23 protein-coding genes and 1 tRNA gene are annotated in these 24,747 nt (G+C 34.3%); 10 read left to right on the top strand and 14 right to left on the bottom strand.

Annotation, left to right across the window (positions count from 1 at the left end):
• Positions 1-3: 3 nt before the first annotated feature.
• From G6R40_RS13760 to mce, 13 genes are all read right to left on the bottom strand, one after another.
• Entirely contained in the window at positions 4-1,062 is a 1,059-nt protein-coding gene (locus tag G6R40_RS13760) for an endonuclease domain-containing protein (protein WP_228455868.1), read from the bottom strand.
• A gap of 17 nt (positions 1,063-1,079) precedes the next feature.
• The gene (locus tag G6R40_RS13755) at positions 1,080-4,283 is read right to left on the bottom strand and encodes a type ISP restriction/modification enzyme (RefSeq protein WP_165136740.1); all 3,204 of its coding nucleotides are present in this window, start codon (positions 4,281-4,283) and stop codon (positions 1,080-1,082) included.
• Positions 4,284-4,372: 89 nt separating this feature from the next.
• A complete protein-coding gene (locus tag G6R40_RS13750) occupies positions 4,373-5,644 on the bottom strand; it encodes a PIN domain-containing protein (protein ID WP_165136737.1) in 1,272 nt (423 codons plus the stop codon).
• Between the two features lie 19 nt (positions 5,645-5,663).
• Positions 5,664-6,038 carry a GreA/GreB family elongation factor gene (locus G6R40_RS13745; protein ID WP_165136734.1) on the bottom strand — a complete coding sequence of 125 codons (375 nt, stop codon included), beginning with the start codon at positions 6,036-6,038 and terminating at the stop codon, positions 5,664-5,666.
• 483 nt (positions 6,039-6,521) lie between these two features.
• The gene (locus G6R40_RS13740; RefSeq protein ID WP_165136731.1) at positions 6,522-7,121 is read right to left on the bottom strand and encodes a hypothetical protein; all 600 of its coding nucleotides are present in this window, start codon (positions 7,119-7,121) and stop codon (positions 6,522-6,524) included.
• A gap of 1 nt (position 7,122) precedes the next feature.
• Positions 7,123-8,034: a relaxase/mobilization nuclease domain-containing protein gene (locus G6R40_RS13735; RefSeq protein ID WP_165136728.1), complete on the bottom strand. Its 912-nt coding sequence runs from the start codon at positions 8,032-8,034 to the stop codon at positions 7,123-7,125.
• A complete protein-coding gene (locus G6R40_RS13730; protein ID WP_165136725.1) occupies positions 8,027-8,500 on the bottom strand; it encodes a special sigma factor in 474 nt (157 codons plus the stop codon). Before G6R40_RS13730 ends, G6R40_RS13735 begins: the two co-directional genes overlap by 8 nt.
• Positions 8,501-8,712: 212 nt before the next feature.
• Positions 8,713-9,846, bottom strand: a complete 1,134-nt coding sequence (locus G6R40_RS13725) for a toprim domain-containing protein (RefSeq protein WP_228455867.1) — start codon at positions 9,844-9,846, stop codon at positions 8,713-8,715.
• Between the two features lie 89 nt (positions 9,847-9,935).
• Entirely contained in the window at positions 9,936-11,105 is a 1,170-nt protein-coding gene (locus G6R40_RS13720) for a VapE domain-containing protein (protein WP_165136722.1), read from the bottom strand.
• A 6-nt stretch (positions 11,106-11,111) separates the two neighbouring features.
• Positions 11,112-11,459: a helix-turn-helix domain-containing protein gene (locus G6R40_RS13715; RefSeq protein WP_165136719.1), complete on the bottom strand. Its 348-nt coding sequence runs from the start codon at positions 11,457-11,459 to the stop codon at positions 11,112-11,114.
• Between the two features lie 256 nt (positions 11,460-11,715).
• Positions 11,716-12,645, bottom strand: a complete 930-nt coding sequence (locus G6R40_RS13710; RefSeq protein ID WP_165136716.1) for a hypothetical protein — start codon at positions 12,643-12,645, stop codon at positions 11,716-11,718.
• A 117-nt stretch (positions 12,646-12,762) separates the two neighbouring features.
• Positions 12,763-12,836 (bottom strand) — tRNA-Ile (locus tag G6R40_RS13705).
• 191 nt (positions 12,837-13,027) lie between these two features.
• The gene (mce, locus tag G6R40_RS13700; protein WP_165136713.1) at positions 13,028-13,426 is read right to left on the bottom strand and encodes a methylmalonyl-CoA epimerase; all 399 of its coding nucleotides are present in this window, start codon (positions 13,424-13,426) and stop codon (positions 13,028-13,030) included.
• Between the two features lie 201 nt (positions 13,427-13,627).
• Here mce and G6R40_RS13695 point away from each other — a divergent pair, with 201 nt between their 5' ends.
• The 10 genes from G6R40_RS13695 to G6R40_RS13650 all read left to right on the top strand — a co-directional run bounded on the left by G6R40_RS13695 (position 13,628) and on the right by G6R40_RS13650 (position 24,024).
• Positions 13,628-13,990, top strand: a complete 363-nt coding sequence (locus G6R40_RS13695; protein ID WP_165136710.1) for a ribosome-binding factor A — start codon at positions 13,628-13,630, stop codon at positions 13,988-13,990.
• A gap of 3 nt (positions 13,991-13,993) precedes the next feature.
• Positions 13,994-15,184, top strand: coding sequence for an ABC transporter permease (locus tag G6R40_RS13690; protein WP_165137742.1), 1,191 nt, complete (start codon positions 13,994-13,996; stop codon positions 15,182-15,184).
• 78 nt (positions 15,185-15,262) lie between these two features.
• A complete protein-coding gene (locus G6R40_RS13685) occupies positions 15,263-16,348 on the top strand; it encodes an endonuclease (protein ID WP_165136707.1) in 1,086 nt (361 codons plus the stop codon).
• Positions 16,349-16,593: 245 nt separating this feature from the next.
• Positions 16,594-17,130: a tRNA methyl transferase PRC-barrel domain-containing protein gene (locus G6R40_RS13680; RefSeq protein ID WP_165136704.1), complete on the top strand. Its 537-nt coding sequence runs from the start codon at positions 16,594-16,596 to the stop codon at positions 17,128-17,130.
• A gap of 12 nt (positions 17,131-17,142) precedes the next feature.
• Complete coding sequence (locus G6R40_RS13675; protein ID WP_165136701.1) at positions 17,143-18,948, top strand: endonuclease; 1,806 nt, start codon at positions 17,143-17,145, stop codon at positions 18,946-18,948.
• A 61-nt stretch (positions 18,949-19,009) separates the two neighbouring features.
• Positions 19,010-19,744: a shikimate dehydrogenase family protein gene (locus G6R40_RS13670; RefSeq protein ID WP_165136698.1), complete on the top strand. Its 735-nt coding sequence runs from the start codon at positions 19,010-19,012 to the stop codon at positions 19,742-19,744.
• 116 nt (positions 19,745-19,860) lie between these two features.
• On the top strand, positions 19,861-21,672 hold the full coding sequence (locus G6R40_RS13665) for a DUF349 domain-containing protein (RefSeq protein WP_165136695.1): 1,812 nt from the start codon (positions 19,861-19,863) through the stop codon (positions 21,670-21,672).
• Complete coding sequence (locus G6R40_RS13660) at positions 21,653-22,315, top strand: hypothetical protein (RefSeq protein ID WP_165130353.1); 663 nt, start codon at positions 21,653-21,655, stop codon at positions 22,313-22,315. The genes G6R40_RS13665 and G6R40_RS13660 overlap by 20 nt, the downstream gene beginning before the upstream one ends.
• A 60-nt stretch (positions 22,316-22,375) precedes the next feature.
• Complete coding sequence (ribD, locus tag G6R40_RS13655; protein ID WP_165136692.1) at positions 22,376-23,419, top strand: bifunctional diaminohydroxyphosphoribosylaminopyrimidine deaminase/5-amino-6-(5-phosphoribosylamino)uracil reductase RibD; 1,044 nt, start codon at positions 22,376-22,378, stop codon at positions 23,417-23,419.
• Positions 23,420-23,421: 2 nt separating this feature from the next.
• Entirely contained in the window at positions 23,422-24,024 is a 603-nt protein-coding gene (locus G6R40_RS13650; RefSeq protein ID WP_165136689.1) for an IMPACT family protein, read from the top strand.
• A 2-nt stretch (positions 24,025-24,026) separates the two neighbouring features.
• On the opposite strand, the gene G6R40_RS13645 is transcribed toward G6R40_RS13650, so the two are convergent.
• The gene (locus G6R40_RS13645; protein WP_165136686.1) at positions 24,027-24,737 is read right to left on the bottom strand and encodes a zinc metallopeptidase; all 711 of its coding nucleotides are present in this window, start codon (positions 24,735-24,737) and stop codon (positions 24,027-24,029) included.
• Positions 24,738-24,747 lie beyond the last annotated feature (10 nt).

Genomic DNA, 24,747 nt, shown 5'->3' with positions numbered 1-24,747 from the left:
ATGTCAATATTGTCTTTCAATAGAATTTAAAACCGCTTCCAAATTTTCGGTGATTTGTTTTCCGCTAAATCTTAGACTCTGAATGCCAAGTTGCTCCAATTCTTTAACAATTCTTCGATCCTTTTCAGCATCATGAAATTCTTTGCCATCACAAAAAATTGCGAGTTTTTTTTCAGGAAAATACAGATCTACCTCGGTAATCAGTCGCTCTTGACCTAACCAAAGTTCATCTCTTTGCATATCAAAATAATTTGAAACTATTTCACCCGTTTTAAAAATACTTGTTTGCATATTTGGTGTAAGATTTTTAACATGTAAACCTTGTAATAAAAATAATTCTATTGGAGATCCACAACCAAATACTCTCCGTGGAACTGAATTTTTGAAGTTTTTGAAATATAAATTGGTTTTATATCTTCTAAACTTTGCGTTCATTTCATTAGTGTAATCTTCATTTTCTGGTAATTGAACGTCTCTTTTATCGAAAATTGGTGACAAAAAGAACATCCCCCAATTGAAGCCTAATGAATCAATAAAGTTGTTATATCCTATTTCTGCAAAGATCTCATAGCTCATGCCCATTCCTTGATTCCACTTTTGAAATGGATTGAATTCGGTATATACCAAATTTGAGTTTTCATTGACTTTTTGCAAATCAAAAATTTTAAAATTTTCAATCGAAAACGTATCAATTTTACCTCTTTTAAGCATTGGCATTAGTGACACATTATAAGGAATCCCTTCAATCGTATTTTCATCAATGTCTTTTATTACATAAAAATTTAGAACGATTTTGACGCATTGAAATTCCTTTACTCCCATACTTTCATAATATTCAAGTTCAGTTTCACTTGGATTTGCATGAATAATCGGAGGAACGTTGTGACTTAACAAATAATTTATTCTTGATTTTGTAATTGGCTGAATACCATCCAAATAATTAAAGTCAAGATTCAACAGTAAAGGAAGATTACTTAAATCTACTTTAAGGCTTTTCCTTTTTGGGAAATTTTTATAGTGAGGCAAGTTCCTAATTAGGAATTCCGGTCGATTCGTAATCATTTTTCTGGTAAAAACTTTTAATTAAGAAAACCTTCAACTACATTATCCACCTCCATCATCAACCTATCCGTATCCGTCAAAGCCACAATAATTTTTTGATAATGCAGTATGTCTTCAAAATCTAAGGCTCTTCCTTTTCGGTCTTTCAGCCATTTTTGTGCGGGTTGATAACCTCCTATGTAAAAATTCCAAGCAATTTCGGGAACGTTGGCGAAATATTGATTTGCGTTGATATAAACATTTCCGTTTTTATACATAGATTTTTCAACAACATTATCTCCATCTATGGGATATTGTGTAATAAATTGCTCTACATTTGGACTTTCGAGCAGATGAATTTCCCTTATCTGTTTTCCTAATTCTACTAATATCCAAAAAGATTTCTTATCGGTTGGATATGGAATTCTCGGAAAATCAATATTCAAAAATTCTTTGTACTTCTCGCGGTATGACGGCGAATGAAGAACAGCATAAATGTAATCTAGAATATCTTCAGGATAAAATTGATTGGTCTCTTCTGTTTGTTCAGAATAATTTGGTCGTTCCGGTGCGAAGTATAATCCAAGACTATTTGCAATTTTATTAATAATTTCCATGTTTAGATTGGGAACTCTTTCTGAAGTTTCGTCGGAAATCTGTCCTTTTGTTTCAGGGTATAAGTATAGTGGAAATAAATTAACGCCACCTCGTCTAAACATATTTGCATCAGTTGGATTTCTAGATACGGTTGCTAAACACCATTCTATATTACCCACTGCAAGTCCTTGTCTTCCAATGCCGATTAATAGATTTTCTTGATTTAGAAAGTTGTTTAAAAGTTCTTTACGAGGATAATCCATTGTAACATAACTAAAGTAGCATGGACGATTATCAAATGGTCTGTATCCACAATTAATTATTTTATCCGCCCAATTATGATCTGATTGAATCTCTTTTCGGGCTTTTTCTAATTTCCAATCCCGATTATCCTTAATTGAATATTTAGTGCAAATTTCATCATTCGTAAGGCTTTGGTTTCTTAAATCCAATGCTCTCTTTTTTATGTTCTGCTTGTCGAAATCAATAGCAAAATGGTCTCTATGCGTTTGAAAACCCATCACATTAATCTTAAACAATTCGGTTGGGTTTATTCCTGCATCGTATTTCTTAAAAGGAGTTTCGTCTATTTGTTTAAAAACATAACTATTTGCCAAAGGAATGACAGAATTAAAAAGAACGGACTTCAAATTGTTGTCCATCAGAAAATCATATTTCACATCTCTCTTTCCGTATAAATCAGCATGAAATATTTGCCCCAATTCATTTCGCTCTTTCCTTCCTGTCTTTATAAAAAAGTTGATGGAAACTCCCTGTTCAATGTCAAACACATTCATATCTACGCTTCCATCAGGAGAAGTTTCTTTTTTCTTCGCATTACCGTGTAAATCAATGGTGTATATTTTATCATAGGTTTTCAGAAGATTCCACCTCATTCCTCTAAAAGTTGGATTATCTAGAAAACCATGCGGATTAATAAATGCTAAAATTCCACTTCCGTTCTTTTCGATGAAATGCTGTCCGTATCGAATAAACTTGACATAATCATCATTGATGAATTTGGAATTTCTTTCCTTCAGTTTTTCTTTGCCTCCTGGTTCTTTTTTGTAGTCCTCCATCAGTTTCATAATCCATTCCCCTTTATTGGCAGATTCTCCAGAATATGGTGGATTACCAATAATTACCATTACTGGTGCGTCACGCTTAATTCGATTTGCTTCGTTTGCTTCGGCACTTAACCAACCTGCAAAAAGGGTATTGGTATCGGGATGGCTTTCTTCTAAACTATTGGTCAAGTAAACTCTCAATCGTTCATCAGTAGTTGCTTTATAGCCTGTGTCTTTTAACAGTAAATCCAATTGTAGATGCGCCATAGCATAACTCGCCATCAATAATTCGAAACCATTTAATCGAGGAATGAGTTGTTTTTCAACATAATTGCTCCAAATTCCCTGTTGTCCAACAAATTTTTGGTGAACATGTTGAATTACTTCTGCTAAAAAAGTTCCTGTTCCTGTTGCTGGGTCGAGAATCTGAACCTTGTGAACTTCATGTTCAACTGTGTCGTATTTCTGTTTCTTTTTATTGAAATTTTGAGTATCGAGCGTGACTTTTGTTTTACTTGTATCTGCTAAACCTTGAGGTAATCCAAATTCAGATTTCAAAATGTCATCAACAGCTCTCACAATAAAATTAACCACTGGAGCAGGAGTATACCAAACACCTCTTGATTTCCTTAACTTCGGGTCATACTCACTTAAGAACGTTTCGTAAAAATGGATAATTGGATTTTCCATTTTTGTTGATTTTCCGTAGTCTTTTAGAATATCTTCAACATTACAAGCCAAGAATATATCTACCAAACTATCTACAATCCACCTAATTCTGTCGTCCAAATCGGGACCAGCAATGTATCCGAAAAGTTTTCGCAAAAAAGGATTTGATTTGGGAATTAGTTCAGCAGCTTCCTGACGGCTAAAAGTTGTTAAAGAAGCGTCATGCAGTCTTGCAGCAAACATTCCGTAAGCAATTGTTTGTGCATAAACATCCGCAAATCCTTTGGGTGTAATATCGTGAATCAAGATTTCCTTAAATGCCTCCATCTGGTCGTGCAAAGTAGAATTACTTCTGCTTTCTTCATCACTTATCAACGCATTTGAAATTATATCTGCTAATAATCGTGCTTTTCCTGCCATCATTTCGGCAAGCTTTTTAGGACTTTTTATGGTTTGTCCAACATACACCGTAAAATCCTTGAGCAGATTTTCAAAACTTGAAAAATTTTCTGGAATTGGCTTTATCTGATTTCCAACAACTTCCGCAATAGAAATTTTGGTGATAAATTCACCATTTCTATACAAATGAAAATTAATATAATCCGTGAAAATGAGATTTTCTAAAGAAGCTTTGTAACGGTCGAACTGTTCTTTATTTCCAGTTTTCTTTTTCCCATCTAAATCACCGTCGCCAATATCTTTTGCTTCAATAAATCCGACAGGAATATCTTTTCTTGTAAGAATATAATCAGGCGCTCCGCACTTTTGGCGTTTTGGTTCGTTGGTCGCTACAATTTCTGGAACCAACGTCTCAATTAATTGTGCTAAATCCCCTCTAAATGTATGTTCGGTTGCATTTCCTAGTTTGAATCTTTGGTTAATTGATTCAATGTATTGTTGAGTTGTCATTTCAGTTTTTCGTAATCTTTCAAAAATAGGGAAAAAGAGTGAAATTTAGGAAATGGACTGCGACTTTTAGTCTCAAAACTGTAAAATTTCTATTTCACTACAACATTCAACTTATTATTAATAATATTCGGGTAATTAGCAATCATAATTTTGTAATCAATTCTGAAATTTTCTGCCAAATCTCGATTTTCATATTTAAGATAAAGTGTTTCAAATTCATATGTTTGATTGTGTTTTAAACTTCGAAGATGAAAATCAACATTATAACTATTTGTTTTTTTTATTTGCGCCGCACTAAGATCCACATTTACTTCTGGTACAGTATTGACATGAGGGAATGATGGAAAAAAATTACTGGTATTTTGAAAGTCAAACCTGTGTTTAGGCTTATAAGGAGGTTCGGGTTGTTTTAAAACTTTCGGTAATTTCTTAATATTATGTAACTCAAATCCATCAGGGAAATGAAGTTGCAAGTCAATATCTTCTGCAGGGGCTGTTCCTTCATTTTTTAACAATAGTTTTATTTTTATGCAGTCGTTCAGATAGGATAGATTCTCATAAACTGAATTATAATATTTACTGAATTTCTCAAAGAAAAGGTTTAGTTCCGAATTATATCTTTTAATTTGATCATCAGAGAGTCCATAAAAACTCGCTGCTCTTAAGATATTACTCAAGTTATTTTCTTCATGGTCTATCTTTACTAGATAAGGATATTCTTCCTTTACTTCATCTATGAAATGTTTAACAAACTCATCCTTGCTTTTAATTGGCTTCTTTTGTTCTGGCTTAAGAAGATCATTACTTTCAACAAATTCTAAAACAACTTTAGGCGCTTTATTTTTAAATGTATTCAGTTCTTTTAGCAACTCTTTGTTTTTGATTTCATTTTCATCAGGTTCATGTGGTAATAAATATTGCTCGCTGATTTTCATACAATTAATTGATAAGGTCTTAGCTTTAAGTCTTGGACCTGTATCATAAGTAAAATAAATCAAATTATCATTTTCAGTGATGCTTTGTCTAAATTCGATTATTGAAGCCAAAATACAATCGTCTTGATCACCTCGATTTAACTGATTGGCATTGAAAGTTTCATCCTTTGGTCTACTGTTCAGTAATTTCAATTGAAGAGAATCATCCGGAGTATTCGTATAATCTTCAATTTTTGGAAGAATTCTCTTAGCTCTTTTTGAAATTTTTTGATTCTTGTTATATTTATGTCTATCCAATTCATCAATAACAGTTGGTGGTATAAGAATGATATAATCTTGATTATTACCAACTAATTCAGACCAATTAATTTGGTCAAAATCTCTAAAATGAATGAAAATATTGGTGTCTAAAACAATGTAGTTCATTTATTCGTTTGAATTTACATTAAATAACTTCCAAAATTTCTACAAAAAAATCTCTATCCTCAAATTTACATGTCTCACCTTTGGATTTATGCCAAATGGCTTTTCCTAATGGATTTAATGGAGATACCCTCATAGGATTATCCGATTGAGAAAGTGATTCGTCAGCTTTTGGAACTAATTTAACGTTTTTGATGGAATTATCCCGTAAGTATTTTATTTTAACTTCAGAACCCATTTCTACTTTGATAAGCGGCTCTTCGCTAATTTCAATTTCTTCGTTTTCAAAAAGCTCTTCAATTTCCTCCTGAGTTTCTTCAGATTTAAGTTCTTCAGGGATTATCTCAATCGTTGAGATTTCTATATCATCAGTGAAAGCGTAGATTTTACTATCCAAATCGGAGTATAGGTCACCAACAATAGGTTTTCTTTTCTCTTCAATAAAACTTACTAGCTTATCAGTTTCTTCCTTCGGATCGCGCCACCAATTTGTTCCCCATATTCTTACGGGAGGATGGATCCTTTGTTCTAGAAATTATTGTTTCGTAATAAATAGCAAAGCCAATAATAAATGATGAGGCTAATGCTATAACCCATAATTCTCTATTCATATGCAACTATATTTTTATTCTTAGATTATCAAATGATTTTTTGGGCAAAATTTGTATTTTTTAGTTCATAAAAATGCTCAAAATCTCAAAATTACAAATTGCTAACGAAAGAAAAAAGAGGAAAATCAAATAAAACAAAATGATTATGGGGAATTCTAATACTTAAATTAAAGCAAAAAAAGAATGAGAACTATTGTTCTCATTCAATACTCGTTGCCAAGCTTAGCAGTGCGTCAATGTTTTGTAAAGATAATAAAACTTTGGCGAAGTTATTTACTTTCATACCCTTCTTTAAACCTCAAAAATTTCTCGCCATCTTTCTGATTTTTCTTCATCCATTTGTTCATCAAATCTGTATTATATTTGAGTTGATTGTAGTCTTCAATTTCGAAAATCGCTTTTCCATCTCTCTTGATTTCATCCAAAATCTCCTGCCGAATTTCACTTTTGGCTCTAATGCTTTCGGAATACCATTTGAAAGAAAAATGTCCAGTCCCAAACAAAATTATCACTGCTAAAGACAAAATAGCGAGGCTTCTAGAAAAAATAAATTTTACAAGTTTTTCAATTCTTTCAAAAAAGCTGAGCGTGGTTTCCGACAAATGCGCAGGAATGCTTTCAGGAATTGAAGTTTTGTAATCCCAAATAGAATCAAGTTCTGTTCTAACAAACTGAATCGCTTTCTGCATCATATTGGTTGAACCAATAATCGCATTTTGTGCAGATTGATAAAAATTACGTGCTTCTAAATGAATTGTCTCTGCTTGATTAGCAGATTTAATGCTTTCTTCATTTGTTTCAACCACCTTTTTCAGCAGTTCATAAATATCGATTTGTGGTTCGTTTGGTGCTGTGTTTTGATGTTCCATTTTATCTAAATTTTCGTTTTTTTCGTTTTAATAATTCATCGTCGGGAGCGGTGTACGTTGGTTTTAAAAACTCATCAACCGTTTTTCCAATCTCTTTGGAGATATTGGTTCTTGAAATTTCCGTTTCTTCATTTTCTCGCATTTGCTCAAGCAAGGTTTGAATATGTTCAGCCCTCTCGAAGTTGGAATTCAAAGTTGTCTTGATATCTGCAATTTTCAGTTTGTTGGTAATTTCTGAAAGTTTATAGCCGGGTTTGTATTGTCGTTCGGTTTGGTAGTTGATGTCTTCATATCGCACAATCCGCATTCCCGAAATTCCGTCTTTCACATTTTGTGAAAGAGTTACTCGATAACCTTTTAGATGCATTTTCATTACAAGATCATCGAAGTTTTTAGCGTATTTCAAAGAGTTTGTCAAAGCATAATACATCATCTGTTTCTTCTCTTTTCCAATCTCGATATCTGTTTTCAGATTCAGTTTCTGACAAACTTCTCGGACTGCTTTACCAAAGTTTTCTCCGATTTTGTGTGCGGTAATCGTGTTCTCGCCAAAAGTGTTCACTCGGTTTACAATGAAGTGAATGTGCTTTTGCTTCGTGGAAGAATGAATATCCAAACGAATTTGATTATCATCCGTAACTCCGACTTTTTTTAATGCTCTCAAGGCTAAATCAGTCAGTTCTTCATTTGTCAGCTTATCGCCAATAGATTTCTCCGGAGAGATATATCCTGTTAATGCCCAATTTTTTACATTTTTATTTCTGTTGGCGACTGCTTTCATTTCCTTGAATTGTATTTCGGGATCCTCGCTCAAAAGATTATTGCAATAAACCATTTCCGCAGTTCCTCTATCGTTTCCATTATATTCCACCGCGATTTTGGAAATTCGTCTTGTCGTGGCACTGTTATTCATCTTCTCGGAAGTCCCCTTCTGTTCTAGCGTTCATTTTGTTGTAGAGATAATCGTGGATTAGTTTTGTCACGATCTCAACCTCTCTTAAAATCACTTTGGTGTGGTCCAATTGCGAAAATTCACTACGCCGAAACATATTTTTGATTCTGATGAAATTATTTCCATAGTCAAGCAAAGTTTCATGTTCTTTAAATTCATTAATTCTAAGTTCTCCGTTTGTGATTTTTATTCGGGTATATTTTGAAAATTTGAGATTGTATCGCTTCGCTTCTTGTATGGCTTCATCAAATTCTTTCTGCGTTAATCTTGTTGAAACCACTCTCGTAAATTGGTTAGAAGTCTTCTTTTTCAAACCTCCTTTTCTGCCAATTTCTTTGAAGTAATTTCTTCGTTTTTCTTGTGCAATTTTCTTTTCCTGTTCTCTTGAAATTTGTTGTACAAATTGTCTTAATTGATCATTTTCCATTTGATGTTTTTTCTTTTCTGAAGCAAAAATTTCTATTTTTTGCCGTTAATATTTTTTGAATTTTGTTTGATTTTTTTAGTGAAATTTTGTCTGAATTTTTTCTAAATCTGCGTTCTGTTTTAAAGTTTTCGACGATAGGAGAAAACCAAAATGTTCCAATTTTACGATGAGCGGACACGCTTATTGTAAACATTGGGTACTTTTTGCACTAACTATCTGCCGATTTTCCGTGTAGTTATTTTACGCAACTCTTCATTTTCGACACCTTTATCTATTTTGAGCATCCCACCTGTATCTCTTTTACGCAGGTTTCCATTGATTAAAAACTCGTTTAAGTCTTTATGATTTTTGAATAATATCCTTTCGTCCCAAACATTGAAATTTTGTTTTTTGAGGATTTCGGTTACGGAATCTCCCGTCCTGTCATTGTCCAAAAAGAGTTCAGTATTTTGATAATTTTCGAGTTGATTTTTGACCTTTGAAATCATCGTGACGGAATTCAATATGATGTAATCGGACGGTTCTTTTTCGAGTGATTTTTCCAAAATTTTGAACGACAGATAATCTGCAAATCCTTCAAAAATTCTTAACATATTGGATTGATTATTTATCGAAGTGAGGTCTTTTTTACCCAAACAAAGTTTGATGTATGGATTCCTGATTTCATATCCGTCCGAATCATTTTTGAAGCCCAAACCGAAATAATTTTTTCCGTTGAGTTCATAATGAATTTCTTTGAGTTCTGATTTCAGTGAATCGAGTTTTCTTGATTTTAAATAGTCAATCAAACTTGGATGTTCAACTTCCTTGATTTCGAAAATCTGATATCCTGATTTTGGTTTGAAATTATTTGTTTCTATTTCCTCTTTAGTCGGAAGTGAATAATCAAATCTCTTAAGATATTCCAACGCTTCGGAAACTGAACATTTTTTGATGCCTTGAACCAAGGAAACATTATCGTATTTCATTCCTGTTCCGAAATCGAAAGCGCTGTTTTGGTTGAAGTTTACAACTAGACTCGGTGTTCTTTCTTTTCGGTCGAAGGCGTAATAAAATGCGCTTTTGCGGCTGTCTTTGCTCGGGAAAAGAGAAAAACTTTCCAAGATTTCCCTGATGCTGATATTTTCGTTGGCTTGTTTGCAATTCATAATGTTGGGGTTTTTGTGTTTTGTTTTATAAAGTTTTTTGGTGTTTTTACCTACCTTCTTACCTAAGCCTTTGGCAGAAAGTGTTGAGAGTGCTTTTCTTGACTTACCTCGACTTACCTTTTTACCTGCTGTTTTTAAATATTTTCTACTTATTAATCTTTTACATTTAGGTAACTTTAGGTAAGTCAAATCAACCATTCTTACCCATTATAAAAGTGTTTATTCATAATGGTTTCAAAGGATTTTAGGTAAAGAGGTAATTAGGTAAGTGGATTTCTAATTATTTTCTATTCGTTTTTTTCGTCCTCAATTTTTCGCTTGATTAAATAGCCATAAACCTGCTTTTTAGAATGCTTTATCCTTTCAAAGTTTAAGGCGGTCAATGCTTTTCCGATTTTGACATTGTTCATTCTCACTCCCAAAGCATTGCTCATTGCGAGCATAATCTCTGTTGCGGTCAAGAAGTCGTTTTTGTTTTCGGATTTTTCAAAATGGGTGATGAGGATTTCCTGCTCCAAACTGACCTGCTTGAATTTCTCGTTTCGTTTTTCATTTTCGATAAGGTCTTCTGCAGTGAGTTCGGGATTGTAATTTTTTCTTTCAAAAGCATTATAATAAGCTTGAGCCCAAACTTGGTTGATGTTGATTTCCTTTGAATAACCAAAATCAATTTCCAAAACTTCAAAAATGATCCATCGCACACTTCCTGTTTCATCGGTCAAGAAATCGGAACGGTTGGTTGAACCGCAGAAAGACGAAGTTCTGTGCATCAAAGACGATTTTCTGTCGTAAGGCAATCTTGCATTTACCGTGTTTTTGGAAATAAATGCCTTCAAAATATTGACATCCGTTTTGGACATCACCGAAAGTTCGTCGATATTGATGATGAAGTTTTTACAGAGCGCAATCAGTCCGTCTTTGTCCACGCCAATATCTTCGGTGTAGTATTTCTCCAAACTTGGCGGAATCAGAAACCTCAAAAAACTTGTCTTTCCACTGTTTTGTTTGGTGTTGTAAAGCACGAAGCATTGTTTGTTGATGTATCCTCTTTTCAAAGCGCAGAAAACTGACCTTGTCAGCCATTTTTCAAAATGGATTTGGAAGGGTTCTGTATCCGTAGTTTTGACAAAACCCGTCAATCTTTGGATATGGTTTTCACCATCCCATTTTTCAAGGTTCTGAAAATAGTTCTCAAATGGATTGAATACCGTAATCAAATGGCTTCGCATCAGTATTTCAAGTTTGTTGAAGGCAATGTTGATTCCTGCTTGTGTGAGTTCGATGTACAGAGAGTTTAAGTTCAACACCTTCCAATCGCCATTCTCTGTCTTTATCTCGAATTCCAAAGCGATTTCGTTGAAGCGGAGGTGGTATTTCTTTCCGATGTACTTGATTATTTTGTCGAAAACCGTGACCGAACCTTTGCTGCTTTGATAAAGTTCTTCTTCCGAATTCATAATCAATTATTTTTTCCACTTTTCTAAAATATCTCCCTCAAAATCATCGTAGTCATTACTATCTTCGATATCCTCCGATGCACTATTGGAAATGAGATATTCTTCCAAATCTTCTTTCCGGAAATAAATTTTCTTTTGCCCTTTCTTTTTATACGCTTTCAACTTTCCGTGAAACTTCAATTGATAGAGATAATCGGGGTCAAGATTTAGAAACAATGCGGCTTCTTCTTTGGAGTAAATGGTCTTTGCACTAAGAGCTAGAAGTTGTAGCGCTTTGGATGTAAATTCCTTTTGGGAATTAACTAGGACTGAAACTTGAGTTTCAAGTAACTGTAGTCTTTCTTGGTCTTTCATATTGTTGAATTTTGTTGTGACCAAGATATTCTAGGAAGGAAACGCCACCTAAAAGCGACTAAAAAAGTTTTTTGTAAAATAAAGTAAAATAAAGAATTGAACTTATAGGAGCAATTTATTCTTTATGATGTTTTAGAATGGTTTGAACTAAACACGAAAAAATGTCGTGTTTATAAAACTGATAATCAGCAAGATAATTTATGAGAAATTTTTGAGCACGAATGAATTTTGATGAAATTTTCAACAAAAAACTCAACTAAGAAAGGTATTTTGAAAAGTTTTTGCTATTTATTGGAATTTCTACAGGATTTCCGTGCTTATCATTTGCCAAAACAATTTCATTGATGATTTTTATGGCTTCCACTTGTGTAGTTATTTTTTCTTCATTAATTTCTTCGTTCTTGCACTTTTCAATCAAATCTGTATATTTTGAAAAGAAGTCTAAAATTGGTTGAACACTCACGCCATTTCTTGCAGTTTTTGTAAAGATTATTTTACCACTCTTTCTTTTTCTAAGCAAAAAATTTGAGAGATTTTCCTCAGAATCTTTGCTAATAAAATAATCTTCCATCACATCCGCCAAAATCAAATTAGCAGTATTCCGAATTTCAAAATTGAAATCTGAAGTTTTTAATAGTTGATTGTTTTCGGTAGCCAAATGATGAATTTCTTCACTGACGTTTTTATGTTGAAGTATTTCCTCTGATAAACTTTGTTTTGAGTTTTTTATTTCTTCCGTAATCTTTTTGGATTGTAGCAAGATAGTCTCTTTTGTTCCAATTTTCTTTGTGAAAACAAAACGCTCGGCATATTTTTCTTTATGAAACTTTTTATAGGCAGCATATGGTTTGAAAGAATGATCCATCTTTCCTTCTAAAAGAACGAAGCACAAACTCTGTAAAAAAATGTAGAAAAAAATCGATGTAATATCAATATCTCCAAATTTGATTTTTTCTAAAAGGGGTAAACCCCACAAAAAAGAAATCCCTAATGAAATTACGAATAATGTAAATACAATAATAAAACGAGTGCTATTCCAGTCATTATACCAACTCTTCTTCTCTGAAAAATATAGATTAATGACAAATGGACTTAGCGCAAACCACATTCTACCTAATAAATATAATGGGAAAATTATGTTAAGGATTAAAACGACTATATAAACAACTAAATAAAAGGTGTCCATTTTTTTTACTAAAGTATTAAATGCTAATATATGGAGAAATAAAATTCAAATGTTCGTCAAATGTTCGTCAAAATAAAAAAGAAGGGATTTTACATTGCTGCAAAATCCCTTAAAAAGTGGCCCCACTTGGGCTCGAACCAAGGACTTGATGATTATGAGTCATCTACTCTAACCAACTGAGTTATAGGGCCTTATGAATTTTTATATCTAAAAAATTCTAAAAATTTGTTTCTACTTTTTTCAACCTCGTTTTTCCCTTCAAAATGTCTTCGGGCTACTGATTATGAGTCAGGTGCTCTAACCAACTGAGCTATAGGACCTCAAAATTTGGTTAAATTTTGTGAGTGCAAAAATAATAAAATTTATTTCCCAACCAAACTTTTTATGGCTTTTCTTGACATAATTCTACCAAAACACCATTGGTCGATTTGGGATGCAAGAATACAACTAATTTATTATCAGCGCCATCCTTGGGTTCATCAGAAATAAATACAAAACCCGATTTTTTCAATCTTTCGATTTCTGCATAGATATTTTCTACGCCAAAAGCGATGTGATGAATGCCCTCGCCTTTCTTTTCAATAAATTTTGAAATGGGACTTTCTGGATTAGTAGCTTCTAGAAGTTCGATTTTGCTTTCTCCTACTTCGTAGAAAGATGTTACAACGCCTTCGCGCTCTACAGATTCTTGCTTGTAGTTCTCTTTTCCTAAGAGTTTTGAAAACAAATCCTCGGACATGCCTAATGATTTGACTGCGATACCTAAATGTTCTATTTTCATTTTAATTTCTTTTTTTGAGTTGCGTGAGGGCGTAGTGCATTGTCGGAGCTCTTTTTATCCAGTGACGGAGCGAAGCGGAAGCCACTGGATAAAAAAGCGACTGCACGAAGACCGACCCGCTTGTTTTGCTATTGGCCGAAGCTTTGGAAAAACAAAGGGGCACGCCCAAATTATATCAAACAAAAGTATTAAATTTGCGCCATGAACGAAAGTAATAGACAAAGAAAAGTCGCACAAATTATACAGGAGGATTTCGCAGAATTGTTCAGAAAGCAAGCTGCAGAAAGCGCTCAAAATTTTTTGGTGAGTGTAAGCGATGTTAAAGTAACGCCAGATTTGGGGATTGCAAAAATACATTTAAGCATTTTCCCAACTGAATTGCGTAAGCCGATTATGAAAGAAATTGAAGCTAACAAAGCCCAATATCGCAATTATCTTGGTCAAAAAATGGCAAAGCAAGTCCGAATTATCCCAGATTTAGCATTTTATATTGACACTACTTTGGACGATGTGGAGCGCATTGAAAAAGAACTAAAAGGTGAAGGTGACAATCCTATTCTGTAATTGGTGAGAAACAATCCGTTTTATATCGCGTCCCGTTACATAACTGCCAAAAAAGGAAGTCATGCGGTAACCTTTATCACATGGTTGGCTGCATTTGCAATGATGGTGGCGATTGCCTCGATGTTTGTCATCGTGTCTGTATTTTCTGGACTGGAGGATATCAATCGTGATATGATCGCAAACCTACATGCTGATCTCACCATAAAAAGTAAAGACGGAAAAACACTCACTAATATTGAGAATATCCAGAATATTCTGAAAAAGAATAAAAATGTAGACAGCTTTTCCAAAGTTATAGAAGAGAAAGTCTATATCATTTACAAAGACAATGGAGAAATTGCTTATTTACGCGGTGTTGACTCGGCGTACATTTCTGTAAATCCGATTAACAAATCTGTCATCTACGGTGCTTATCCTAGTTTTGAATTTTCCAATGAAGTCTTGATGGAAAGTCAACTCGATAACCGATTGGCAATCCCTGTTAATTCTTCACAGGATTTCGCGACCGTCTATATGCCAAAGGCGGGAAAAGGTATTATCCAACAAGAGGATGACATTTTTAACCGAAAAGAAATCTATGTTACTGGTGTTTTTCCTAGTAATGACCAGCTCAACAACTACATTTTGGCGCCTATAGAACTTACACAACAACTTCTGAATCTTCCAAAAAATGCAGCTTATCAAGTTGTTATTAAACTTAAAAATTCTGATTCTGCCGATAATGTAAAATCTGAATTATTAAAACAACTTAATAATAATGTCGAAATAAAAACCAAATCTGAGGAAAATGCAGCCTTTTGGAAAATGATTAATACTGAGAAGTTAATGATTTATTTAATTTTTTCTTTGGTTATTTTCATCACCACTTTCAATTTGGCGGGTGCAGTTATTATTCTACAACTCGACAAAACACCACAAGCGAGAACTTTGCGATCTTTAGGTTTTACCCAAAAAGATTTGAATAAAACTTATTTTAACACAGGGCTTTTAATTGTTGTTATTGGTGTGGCTTTAGGTTTAATAATCGGTAGCATTTTGTGTTATTTCCAGATACAAACCAACTTCTTCATGGCGGGAGAAAACCTACCATTCCCCGTGAGAATTACCGCAATTAACTATTTGGTTGTCGGTGCTGTAGGCTTATTTTTCGGTATTTTAATAGCATATATCTTCTCTAGAAAATTAAAAAGCTAGAAGAATTCCAAATTTTAAGTTTATTTTAAGTTTATTCTATAAAATTAATCTGTACCTTTACCGCCCAATTTTTAAGGTATGAAAAAACTTTCTATTTTACTAGGACTAGCTGCATTTGGATTTGTATCAGCTCAAATCCCTGCAGGATACTACAACGGGACTGATGATTTATCAGGCGCCGCTTTGAAAACTAAGCTTAGCCAAATCATCAGCGCTGGTTACATAACAAAAAGTTATGACAATCTATACAATGGTTATCCATCTACAGATACAGACAAATATTCTACACCAGGTTACGAAAATGACGGAACTGTTTTAGATATTTATTCTGAAAATCCAAATGGTCCAGACCCTTACAACTACATACATGGTCAAAGAAAATGCGGAAGCTATTCTGTAGAAAACAACTGTTATAATAGAGAACACATAATACCACAAAGTATTTTCAGTGAAAATTCTCCAATGGTTTCTGACATGCACCACATCCGTCCAACAGATGGAAAAGTGAATGGCATGCGTAGCAATTTTCCTTTTGCAAAAGTAAACTCGCCCACCTTCACTTCCAAAAACGGAACTAAAGTTGGCTCTTCTAGTTCTCCAGGTTATTCAGGTTCTGCCGCAGAACCGATTAATGAATTCAAAGGAGATGTCGCTAGAATGGTGTTGTATTTCGCAACGCGTTATGAAGACAAATTATCCGGTTTTAAAGACAATCAAATTTTATCGAAAACAAAATTCCCTGGATTACAAACTTGGGAGCTTAACACGCTTCTACTGTGGCATCAGCAAGATCCGGTTTCACAAATAGAAATCGATCGTAACAACGCAACCTACATCTACCAAAAAAACAGAAATCCATACATCGATAATCCAGAATTCGTAACCAGAACTTGGGGACTTTCTCCACTAGCCGTAGAGGACACTGGATTCTCTAAGAACTATAAAATCTATCCAAATCCTGCAAAATCAGGCGGTTCTATCACCGTACAAGGCAACGACCTTAAACAATATGACAAAGCATGGATCTATAACATGGTAGGACAAAGAGTTCAAGAGATTGTGCAACCATTTAAAAATGGAAATACCATTCAACTTAACAATCTACCAAAAGGGATTTATATCTTAAAAACCAGAGAATTAAACACAAAATTCATTATCGAATAATTCTTTATAAAAATATTTTTTTTGAAAGCATTCAGAAAATTCTGAATGCTTTTTTTATGAAAATTTCAAACAATTGTTTAGTAAAACTAAAGCTTTTTTGCCATTTAATAAAATATAAGTAATTAATCCGTTTTAATTATCGAAAAACACTAACAACCTGTGCTTTACATGTGAAAAATAATGTTTACATTTGGTGCCCTTTTCTTTTCTAAGATAAAATATAATTAAAGAATATTAATGAAATAATGGCTAACAAAGGTCAAATTGTCGAAATACCTGCTTCTTCTCTACTCTACTCGCAGCCGACACCAGCGTTCGCTTCGAAAAAAGAGGAACTGTTATGGCTTTCAACACATCCGATGTATTCGTTATTTGACGGAATTCTCATTGGAGGGCATGACGGGATTGAGCATTTCAAAATTGGTCAAAGAAAAGGCGTTAATCAATATGGCGGATCACCTAATCCTCTTTTTGTCATCGCAATCGACAAAAAGGACAACCGAATTTTCGCAGGCGCTGGCAATCAGCATCCAGGATTATTCGCAAAAGTGATAAGCTTGCCTCAAATATTTTTAAAATGGCAAATCGATGATCCAATTGATTTTCCCATTGATATTGAGATTGAAAAACACCCAGAGAAAGACATCTTACAAGCCAAGCTTTATCGTTTTGATGACAATTATTTTTTTGAATTTCTAAAACCTATTGAAAAAACATTATTTAATAACAATTTTAAAATATTAATAAATCAGCACATTGCTGCAACCACAGAACTAAAATAGAAATATAAATCTATGAAACTAAAGTTATCATTTTTAGCATCTATTATCTCATTTGTAATAAATGCCCAGTCAGCACCTGCATATTACAACCAGGTCAACTTACAGCTAACAGGAAATCAATTAAAAAACCAGTTGGCTGCAACAATTACTAACACACATACTACAACAATTTCTTATTCTCAGCTTAAAGAACTTATGAAAACCAGCGATGTAGATCCTGATGTAGCTGGTAATTTATTATTAATCTACGGTTCCCAAAGCTCGGGCACGCACCAAAGAAGTAGAAGCATTGGCGGTTCTTGGAACAGAGAGCATGTCTATGCAAAATCGAAAGGAACGCCCAACTTAGGAACATCTGGACCTGGCGCTGATGGTCACCACTTGAGACCAGCAGATATTAGCTTAAACAGCACAAGAGGAAGTCTTCTTTTCGACGATGGAATAGGTGCAATGGCTCAAAAAACAAGTCGTGGTGGATGGTATCCTGGCGACGAATGGAAAGGCGATGTTGCTAGAATTCTTATGTACATGTATGTGCGTTACAAAGACAGATGTAAACCTTTGAACATCACTTATGGACCAAGTACCATTGCTTCCGACTTCCCAGATATCTTATTAAAATGGAACGTAGAAGATCCTATTTCAAATTTTGAAATACAAAGAAACAATATCGTTGCTAACAAACAAGGTAACAGAAACCCTTTCATTGACAATCCTTATTTAGCAACTGTTATTTGGGGTGGACAAGCGGCACAAAACACTTGGCCAGACTCTTTCAATGGTGGTGGCACTACAGACACACAAGCACCATCTACACCAACCAATCTTAATTATTCTAATGTTACAGCTACCTCTGCTACATTGGCATGGACAGCTTCAACCGACAATTTTGCTGTTGCGAGCTACGATGTATACATGAATAATCAACTCAAACAAAATACAACAACCAACAGCGCGAATATTACTGGTCTTACACCAGAAACAGCATATTCATTTTATGTAAAAGCCAAAGATGCTGCTGGCAACATTTCCGGAAACAGCAATACTATTGACTTGACAACAACGAAGTCTTCTGGTAATGGTGACGGCGATGGCGGCAACACTGGAGCAACTTGTGGTACAGAAACTTTTGACAATATCCCAGTTCCTAGTCAACCGCCAGCATCATCATACTCTTTGAGAGAATGGTCAACCAATGGTGTTATTTATGAAGCGACAAATGCCAGAACAGATAAACAAATCTATATTGATGGCGACAACAACAAAGCTATCTGTATTAAAACTGGTGGTACTAACGCTGGTGCATTAAAAGCTACAGGAATTTCTGGTGGAATCGGAAGTCTTTCTTTGAGAACCAAACTACCTTTCGATACAGACAAAGCAGGGACACTCAACGTATTGGTTAATGGTCAAAATGTTGGGACAATTGCTTATTCTAAAGATGCCAAAACCTTCACCATTTCTAACATCAATATCGAAGGAAATATAGAAATCGAAATTATTGATCAAAACCTATCTGCCAACAACCGTGTATCTCTAGACAACCTGTCTTGGACTTGTTATACAAAAATGGCAACAGATGAAGTAAAAAACGCAGATAACAAAATCAAAGTTTATCCTAATCCTGTTAAAAACCATGAAATCTTTGTGGAAGGAATTAAAAATGTTGACAATATAGAAATCTATAACCTTAACGGACAAAAAGTTCAAAACTTCAACCAAGTTAAAAACAAACAAAAATTGAACCTGAACAAGCTTCCAAAAGGAATCTACATTCTAAAATCCTCAACAGCTTCAACTAAATTTATTGTTGAATAATATTGAAAAGAATCATATTAAAGACCGAAGAAAACTTCGGTCTTTTTTTTAACTTTACTCTATGGAACAAGCACACATTTTTGGACTTTTAGGAAAAAATATCTCCTACTCTTTTTCAAAAAAATACTTTGAAGAAAAATTCAAAAAACTATTTTTAAAAAATCATACTTACCGTTTTTTTGATTTCCAAAACCTCGACAATTTAGAAAGCTTTTTAAAACAAGAAAACCTAAAAGGCTTCAATGTTACAATTCCTTACAAAGAAGCCATCATTCCGTATTTGGACGAGCTAAGTGATGAAGCTCAAAAAATCGGTGCTGTCAATTGCGTCAAAATTATTGATGATAAAAAAATTGGATTCAATACCGATGCCTTTGGTTTTGAAAAAAGTCTTATGATTCATAAAAATCCAAACCATACCAAAGCTTTAATTTTAGGGGACGGTGGCGCAGCAAAAGCAGTTAAATATATTTTGGAAAAACATCAAATCGAATATTTGACCATTTCGAGAAAATCAAAAACCACTTTTGACAACCTTGATTTCAGAACCGTTTCGGAGCATTTATTAATTATACAATGTACGCCTGTTGGCACATTTCCTAATGTTGAGGATTGTCTCAATTTTCCTTTTGATGCACTTACCAGTCAACATTACATCATCGATTTAATCTACAATCCCAGCGAAACGACCTTCATAAAAAAAGCGAGAAACAAAGGCGCTACAACCATGAATGGCTATTATATGCTAGAACAACAAGCCGAAAAAGCTTGGGATATTTGGACAAAAAATATTTAAAAACTTTACACCAAAAATCAAAATCTTAATAAAAAGGCTTTAAAATTTGGGTATTTCAATAAAAAAAATCTAATTTAGTACGATAAAAAGTTCTTATTCTAATAAAAAGTTGGGCTATGATAACAGAGACTGGAAATCTTGAAAACGAAGAAAACAAAGTAACACTTGCTGAATCTCAAAACGCTTCACCACAAGAACATGACAATAGCGAATTTGCTTATAATACTGATCTTGAAGTTTTAACAGAAGAAAACCCTGTTGAAGGCAAATCTCTCGATGAGATTTTGGACGAGATGGAAAAAACCATTAATCTGAAAGATGCAGGTTCGTATTCAAGAACATTCCAACAGCTGAAAGATGCCGCGTCGCACCTTATCCAAGACGAAGTTGATGAAAAAAAACATCATTATCTAGAAGAAGGCAATGATGAAAACACCTTCAGTTATCAACATCCAAAGACGTCGCGCTTAAATGCTTTAGTCAGTATTTTTAAAGAAAAAATGGATGACTTCCACAAAAAACAGGACGAAGAACACAGCAAAAATCTAGAAGAACGTCACGAGATTATCGAACGTCTCAAAAATCTATACAGCAACTCGGAGCCCGGCACCAATCTTTTCAAAGCCATTCGTGAGATCAAAGAAGCTTGGTCAAATGCTGGACAAGTACCAAAATCCGAATTTAAAAATCTTAATAACAACTACTTCCACCATCTTAAAATGTTCAATGAGATGTTGGATCTTAACAAAGAATATCTGGAGCAAGAGTATGCACACAACTTGGAAAAGAGAATGCATATCATCGACAGAGCCAAAGAATTGCTAGAAGAACCTTTGGTACAAAAAGCGCTCAACGAATTGCAATACCTGCACAAACTTTGGAAAGAAGAAGCAGAACCCGTTGCAGAAGAATTCCGTGAAAAAACTTGGGAAGATTTCAAAGAAGTTTCTCAAAAAATCCATGAAAGAAAGTCCGAGTTAATCGCTACTTTGGAAAGAGATCAAGAAGCGAATCTTGCTAAGAAAAATGAGATTATCGAAACGCTACAAAAGCTAGCTACTCCAGACAAAAACATCAACCACAATTATTGGCAAAACTCTATAAAAACAGTTGAAAATCTTAGACTTGATTTCTTAAAAATAGGTAGTGTTCCCAAGAAATTTTCAAACCAAATTTGGACAGATTTCAAACAAAACCTTCGCGCTTTTAATACTGCAAAAAATAGTTTTTATAAAGATCTAAAGGATTCTCAAATCAAAAATCTTGAGGCAAAAATCATTTTGATAAAAACCGCACAAGATAACATGAATTCTGAAGATTGGGAAACGGCAGTTCCTCTTTTCAAAAAATTACAAGAAGATTGGAAGAACGTAGGGCATGTTCCACGTTCGCAAGCCAACAAAGTTTGGGACGAATTCCGCAATGCATGTAATACTTTTTTCAAAAATTTCCGTGACAAAAATAGCGCAACAACGGACAATTGGAAAGATAACTACAAACATAAAAAAGCTTTATTAGAAGAATTAAAAACAATTTCTAATGAAGAAGGCAGCATCGAAAAGATTGAGCAAATCAAAAATCAATGGAACGCGATTGGAAAAGTTCCGAAAGACAAACTTAGCATCAATACTGAATTTAATAAAGCTTTGCGCGAAAGACTCAAACTTAACAAAATCAACGAGTTCGATCTGCACGAAGAAAATCTTAGCGAAAGCCAAATCACAGATAAAGCTAGAAAAATCAAAAATCAAATTTCTGATCTCGAAGCTGAAGTTGTTAAATTAGAAAATAATATTTCCTTCTTTAGCAATGCTTCCCGCGAAAATCCTTTATTAAAAGATACTTATCAAAAAATTGATGACAAAAAAGCTTTGCTAGAAAGTTTAAAACTAAGTCTCCACAATATTATTGCCAACAACGAAAATTAATCTTAACCAGAAAACGATGTTGAGAAAATTATCATTAATCCTCGTATTGACATTTGCATTTCTTGGACTTTCTGCCCAAGAAACCCAAGCAGTGGAAGGTCGCGATATTGTTGACTATATCAGCGTTCCTGGCCCTATTAAAATTGGTGATAACGAATATTTTCTTTATTGGAGCAAAAAAAATTCGGCAACGTGGTTTCAACAAAAATATCTCCGTAGCGATGACGATTACGACAATTATCAAGAACTAATTAATCTTTCTTTTTATAACAAAGAAATCGATATTGAAGAAGCGGTTCGGAAAAAAGTTGAGAGTTTACAAAACAGAAAAACTCAGGTTAATGACAATTATTCTTTCGTAGATGTTATTGAAAGTCCAGACGGTAAAGAGATTATTGTAGATTATTTAGTAACCATTGTCCCGAAAGAAGGTGCTGGCGAAGCTTATGCGGAATATAATATCGACCGTTTTCGACCAACTAAAAATGGGGACCAAAATGGATTTTTGATTTATACATATTCCAAAAGATTTTACAGCTCAGATTTTCGTGGCACTGCAAAATACATCAACAAACAAAGAAACAAAATGCTGGATCGCGTCATCACAACGCCAATGCCAAACATTAAATTGACAGGTAAATAAAGCTTTCTCGCATAAAATCTTCAAAAACACTTAACTTTGTTTAAGTGTTTTTTATATAAAATGACAGACAAATTCTTCCTACAACGCTGCATACAATTAGCAGAAAACGCCATCGGCAAAACTTATCCTAACCCGATGGTTGGCGCAGTTATCGTCCATAACAATCGTATCATCGGTGAAGCTTATCACAAAAAAGCTGGCGAAGCCCATGCTGAAATTAATGCCATTAACAGTGTAAAAGCGGAAGATTTCGTCTTATTGCAAGACTCAACGATTTATGTTTCGCTGGAACCTTGCGCCCATTTTGGGAAAACACCACCTTGCGCGCTGAAGATTAAAGAAATTGGTTTTAAAAAAGTCGTTATCGGTGTTATCGACAGCCACGATAAAGTGAGTGGAAAAGGTGTCAAAATTTTGACTGATGCCGACATTGATGTAGATTCTGACATTTTAGAAAAAGAAAGTTTGGCTCTCAACAAAAGATTTTTCACCTTTCATCAAAAGAAAAGACCTTATATTATCCTGAAATGGGCAGAATCTCAGGATGCATTTATGGATAAAAATCATAAACCTTACCCAATTAGTAACAGCCTTTGCAAACAATTTGTACATAAAATGAGAAGTGAAGAACATGCTATTTTGGTCGGAAAAAATACCGCACTTCATGATGATCCCAACTTAACTGTACGCGAAATTGAAGGTCAAAATCCTATTAGAATTTTAATTGATCTCAATTTGGAAGTTCCTTTAGGCTTTAAAATTTACAATAACGAAGCACCAACGATAATTTTCAATGTTATTAAAGATGAAAAAATAAATCATCTACACTTTGTAAAAATTGAAAAAGAAAATATGATGACGGATTTGATGACAAAACTTTTCGAACTTGACATACAATCGGTTTTGGTAGAAGGCGGAAGTTATACGTTGAAACAATTTATCCATACCAATCTTTGGGATGAAGCTTTTATCATTAAAAATCCTGAATTGAATTTAGCCAACGGAACCAAAGCACCTGAATTTAATTTTGAAATGAATAATCAAATGAATTTCCGAGGAAATCTTATTCAACATTATATTAATCCCGAAAATCAATTCCTTTAAAAATGTTCGAATACCAAAGCATCGAAAAGCCAATTGAAGATATTTCACTAAAAGAAAAAGGCAGCAAATTCATTGGTTTTGCCTATCCCGTCATCTCTGAAGAAGAAGTCAAATCTTGTCTTAATCATTTACGCGAAATTCATCCAAAAGCAACGCACCATTGTTACGCTTACCGACTAGGACTTTCTGGCGAAAACTACCGCGCCAACGATGATGGCGAACCCAGTGGAAGTGCAGGATTACCCATCTACAACCAACTTCTTGCCCATCAACTCACCAATATTTTAGTGGTTGTCATTCGTTACTATGGCGGAACAAAACTTGGCGTTTCAGGCTTGGTCAAAACTTATAAAGAAAGCGCTAAATTAACCTTGGAATCAGCAAATATCATTACTAAAGAATTGGAAAGCGAACTGAAACTCAGTTTTAAATTCAGTCAGCAAAATGTTATTTTTTCTTTACTCAATAAAAACGGTGCACAAATTTTAGACTTCGATGCGCAACAGATTTGTCACATCACAGCACGGGTAAAAACCGCACAAAAAGAAAACATCTCCAACCAATTGTCAGAGATGCTTTTAGAGTATGCTTTTATAGATTTGTAATATTACTCGCGACGGCCTCCGAAAAGCATCGAAGCCCAATACAAAAGTTGTCCTAATGACCCTAAAGCTGCTACCACATAAGTTCTCGCAGCCCATTTTAGACTATCTTCAACCCCAATATATTCTTCTTGCGTCACCGTTCCTGTATCTTTCAACCATTTCATCGCACGATTACTCGCATCATATTCTACGGGAAGCGTTACAAAAGCGAATAAAGTTGTCACCGCGAAAAGCGCCACGCCAATTGCCAAAACCCAAGTATTACCTTGAGGGTTTTCAATAGTTCTTGAAGCCACCATAACACCAATACCAGCCATAATTACGAATTGTGATAAAGTGGAGCTGATGTTAACCATAGGGACTAATTTTGATCTCAATTGCAACATCGAATAGCCCACAGCATGTTGCACTGCGTGACCTACTTCATGAGCTGCAACAGCCGCTGCCGCTGCATTTCTTTGCATATATACACCTTCGGAAAGGTTGACTGTTTTGTTTTCTGGATTGTAATGGTCCGTCAATTGACCTGGAACCGAAATTACTTGTACATCATTAATCCCATTGTCTCTCAACATTTTTTCAGCAACTTCTTTCCCTGACATTCCGTTCCTCAAATGTACCTGAGAATAATACTGAAATTTTGATTTCAGCCTACTCGATACTAGCCAACTCGCCAGCATCGTAAGACCGATAATTAAATAATAACCTGTCATTTTATTTAGT

It is taken from the genome of Chryseobacterium sp. POL2 (assembly GCF_011058315.1).
In the GTDB taxonomy this organism is placed as follows: Bacteria; Bacteroidota; Bacteroidia; order Flavobacteriales; family Weeksellaceae; genus Soonwooa.
Note: the sequence above shows the minus strand (reverse complement) of the source record. Positions and strands in the feature narration are given on the sequence as shown.

What these genes read in the sequence shown, in the direction of transcription:
- G6R40_RS13760 (WP_228455868.1), bottom strand. Translation starts at nt 1,062, where the DNA reads ATGATTACGAATCGACCGGAATTCCTAATTAGGAACTTGCCTCACTAT.
- G6R40_RS13755 (WP_165136740.1), bottom strand. Translation starts at nt 4,283, where the DNA reads ATGACAACTCAACAATACATTGAATCAATTAACCAAAGATTCAAACTA.
- G6R40_RS13750 (WP_165136737.1), bottom strand. Translation starts at nt 5,644, where the DNA reads ATGAACTACATTGTTTTAGACACCAATATTTTCATTCATTTTAGAGAT.
- G6R40_RS13740 (WP_165136731.1), bottom strand. Translation starts at nt 7,121, where the DNA reads ATGGAACATCAAAACACAGCACCAAACGAACCACAAATCGATATTTAT.
- G6R40_RS13735 (WP_165136728.1), bottom strand. Translation starts at nt 8,034, where the DNA reads ATGAATAACAGTGCCACGACAAGACGAATTTCCAAAATCGCGGTGGAA.
- G6R40_RS13730 (WP_165136725.1), bottom strand. Translation starts at nt 8,500, where the DNA reads ATGGAAAATGATCAATTAAGACAATTTGTACAACAAATTTCAAGAGAA.
- G6R40_RS13725 (WP_228455867.1), bottom strand. Translation starts at nt 9,846, where the DNA reads ATGGTTGATTTGACTTACCTAAAGTTACCTAAATGTAAAAGATTAATA.
- G6R40_RS13720 (WP_165136722.1), bottom strand. Translation starts at nt 11,105, where the DNA reads ATGAATTCGGAAGAAGAACTTTATCAAAGCAGCAAAGGTTCGGTCACG.
- G6R40_RS13715 (WP_165136719.1), bottom strand. Translation starts at nt 11,459, where the DNA reads ATGAAAGACCAAGAAAGACTACAGTTACTTGAAACTCAAGTTTCAGTC.
- G6R40_RS13710 (WP_165136716.1), bottom strand. Translation starts at nt 12,645, where the DNA reads ATGGACACCTTTTATTTAGTTGTTTATATAGTCGTTTTAATCCTTAAC.
- mce (WP_165136713.1), bottom strand. Translation starts at nt 13,426, where the DNA reads ATGAAAATAGAACATTTAGGTATCGCAGTCAAATCATTAGGCATGTCC.
- G6R40_RS13695 (WP_165136710.1), top strand. Translation starts at nt 13,628, where the DNA reads ATGAACGAAAGTAATAGACAAAGAAAAGTCGCACAAATTATACAGGAG.
- G6R40_RS13685 (WP_165136707.1), top strand. Translation starts at nt 15,263, where the DNA reads ATGAAAAAACTTTCTATTTTACTAGGACTAGCTGCATTTGGATTTGTA.
- G6R40_RS13680 (WP_165136704.1), top strand. Translation starts at nt 16,594, where the DNA reads ATGGCTAACAAAGGTCAAATTGTCGAAATACCTGCTTCTTCTCTACTC.
- G6R40_RS13675 (WP_165136701.1), top strand. Translation starts at nt 17,143, where the DNA reads ATGAAACTAAAGTTATCATTTTTAGCATCTATTATCTCATTTGTAATA.
- G6R40_RS13670 (WP_165136698.1), top strand. Translation starts at nt 19,010, where the DNA reads ATGGAACAAGCACACATTTTTGGACTTTTAGGAAAAAATATCTCCTAC.
- G6R40_RS13665 (WP_165136695.1), top strand. Translation starts at nt 19,861, where the DNA reads ATGATAACAGAGACTGGAAATCTTGAAAACGAAGAAAACAAAGTAACA.
- ribD (WP_165136692.1), top strand. Translation starts at nt 22,376, where the DNA reads ATGACAGACAAATTCTTCCTACAACGCTGCATACAATTAGCAGAAAAC.
- G6R40_RS13650 (WP_165136689.1), top strand. Translation starts at nt 23,422, where the DNA reads ATGTTCGAATACCAAAGCATCGAAAAGCCAATTGAAGATATTTCACTA.
- G6R40_RS13645 (WP_165136686.1), bottom strand. Translation starts at nt 24,737, where the DNA reads ATGACAGGTTATTATTTAATTATCGGTCTTACGATGCTGGCGAGTTGG.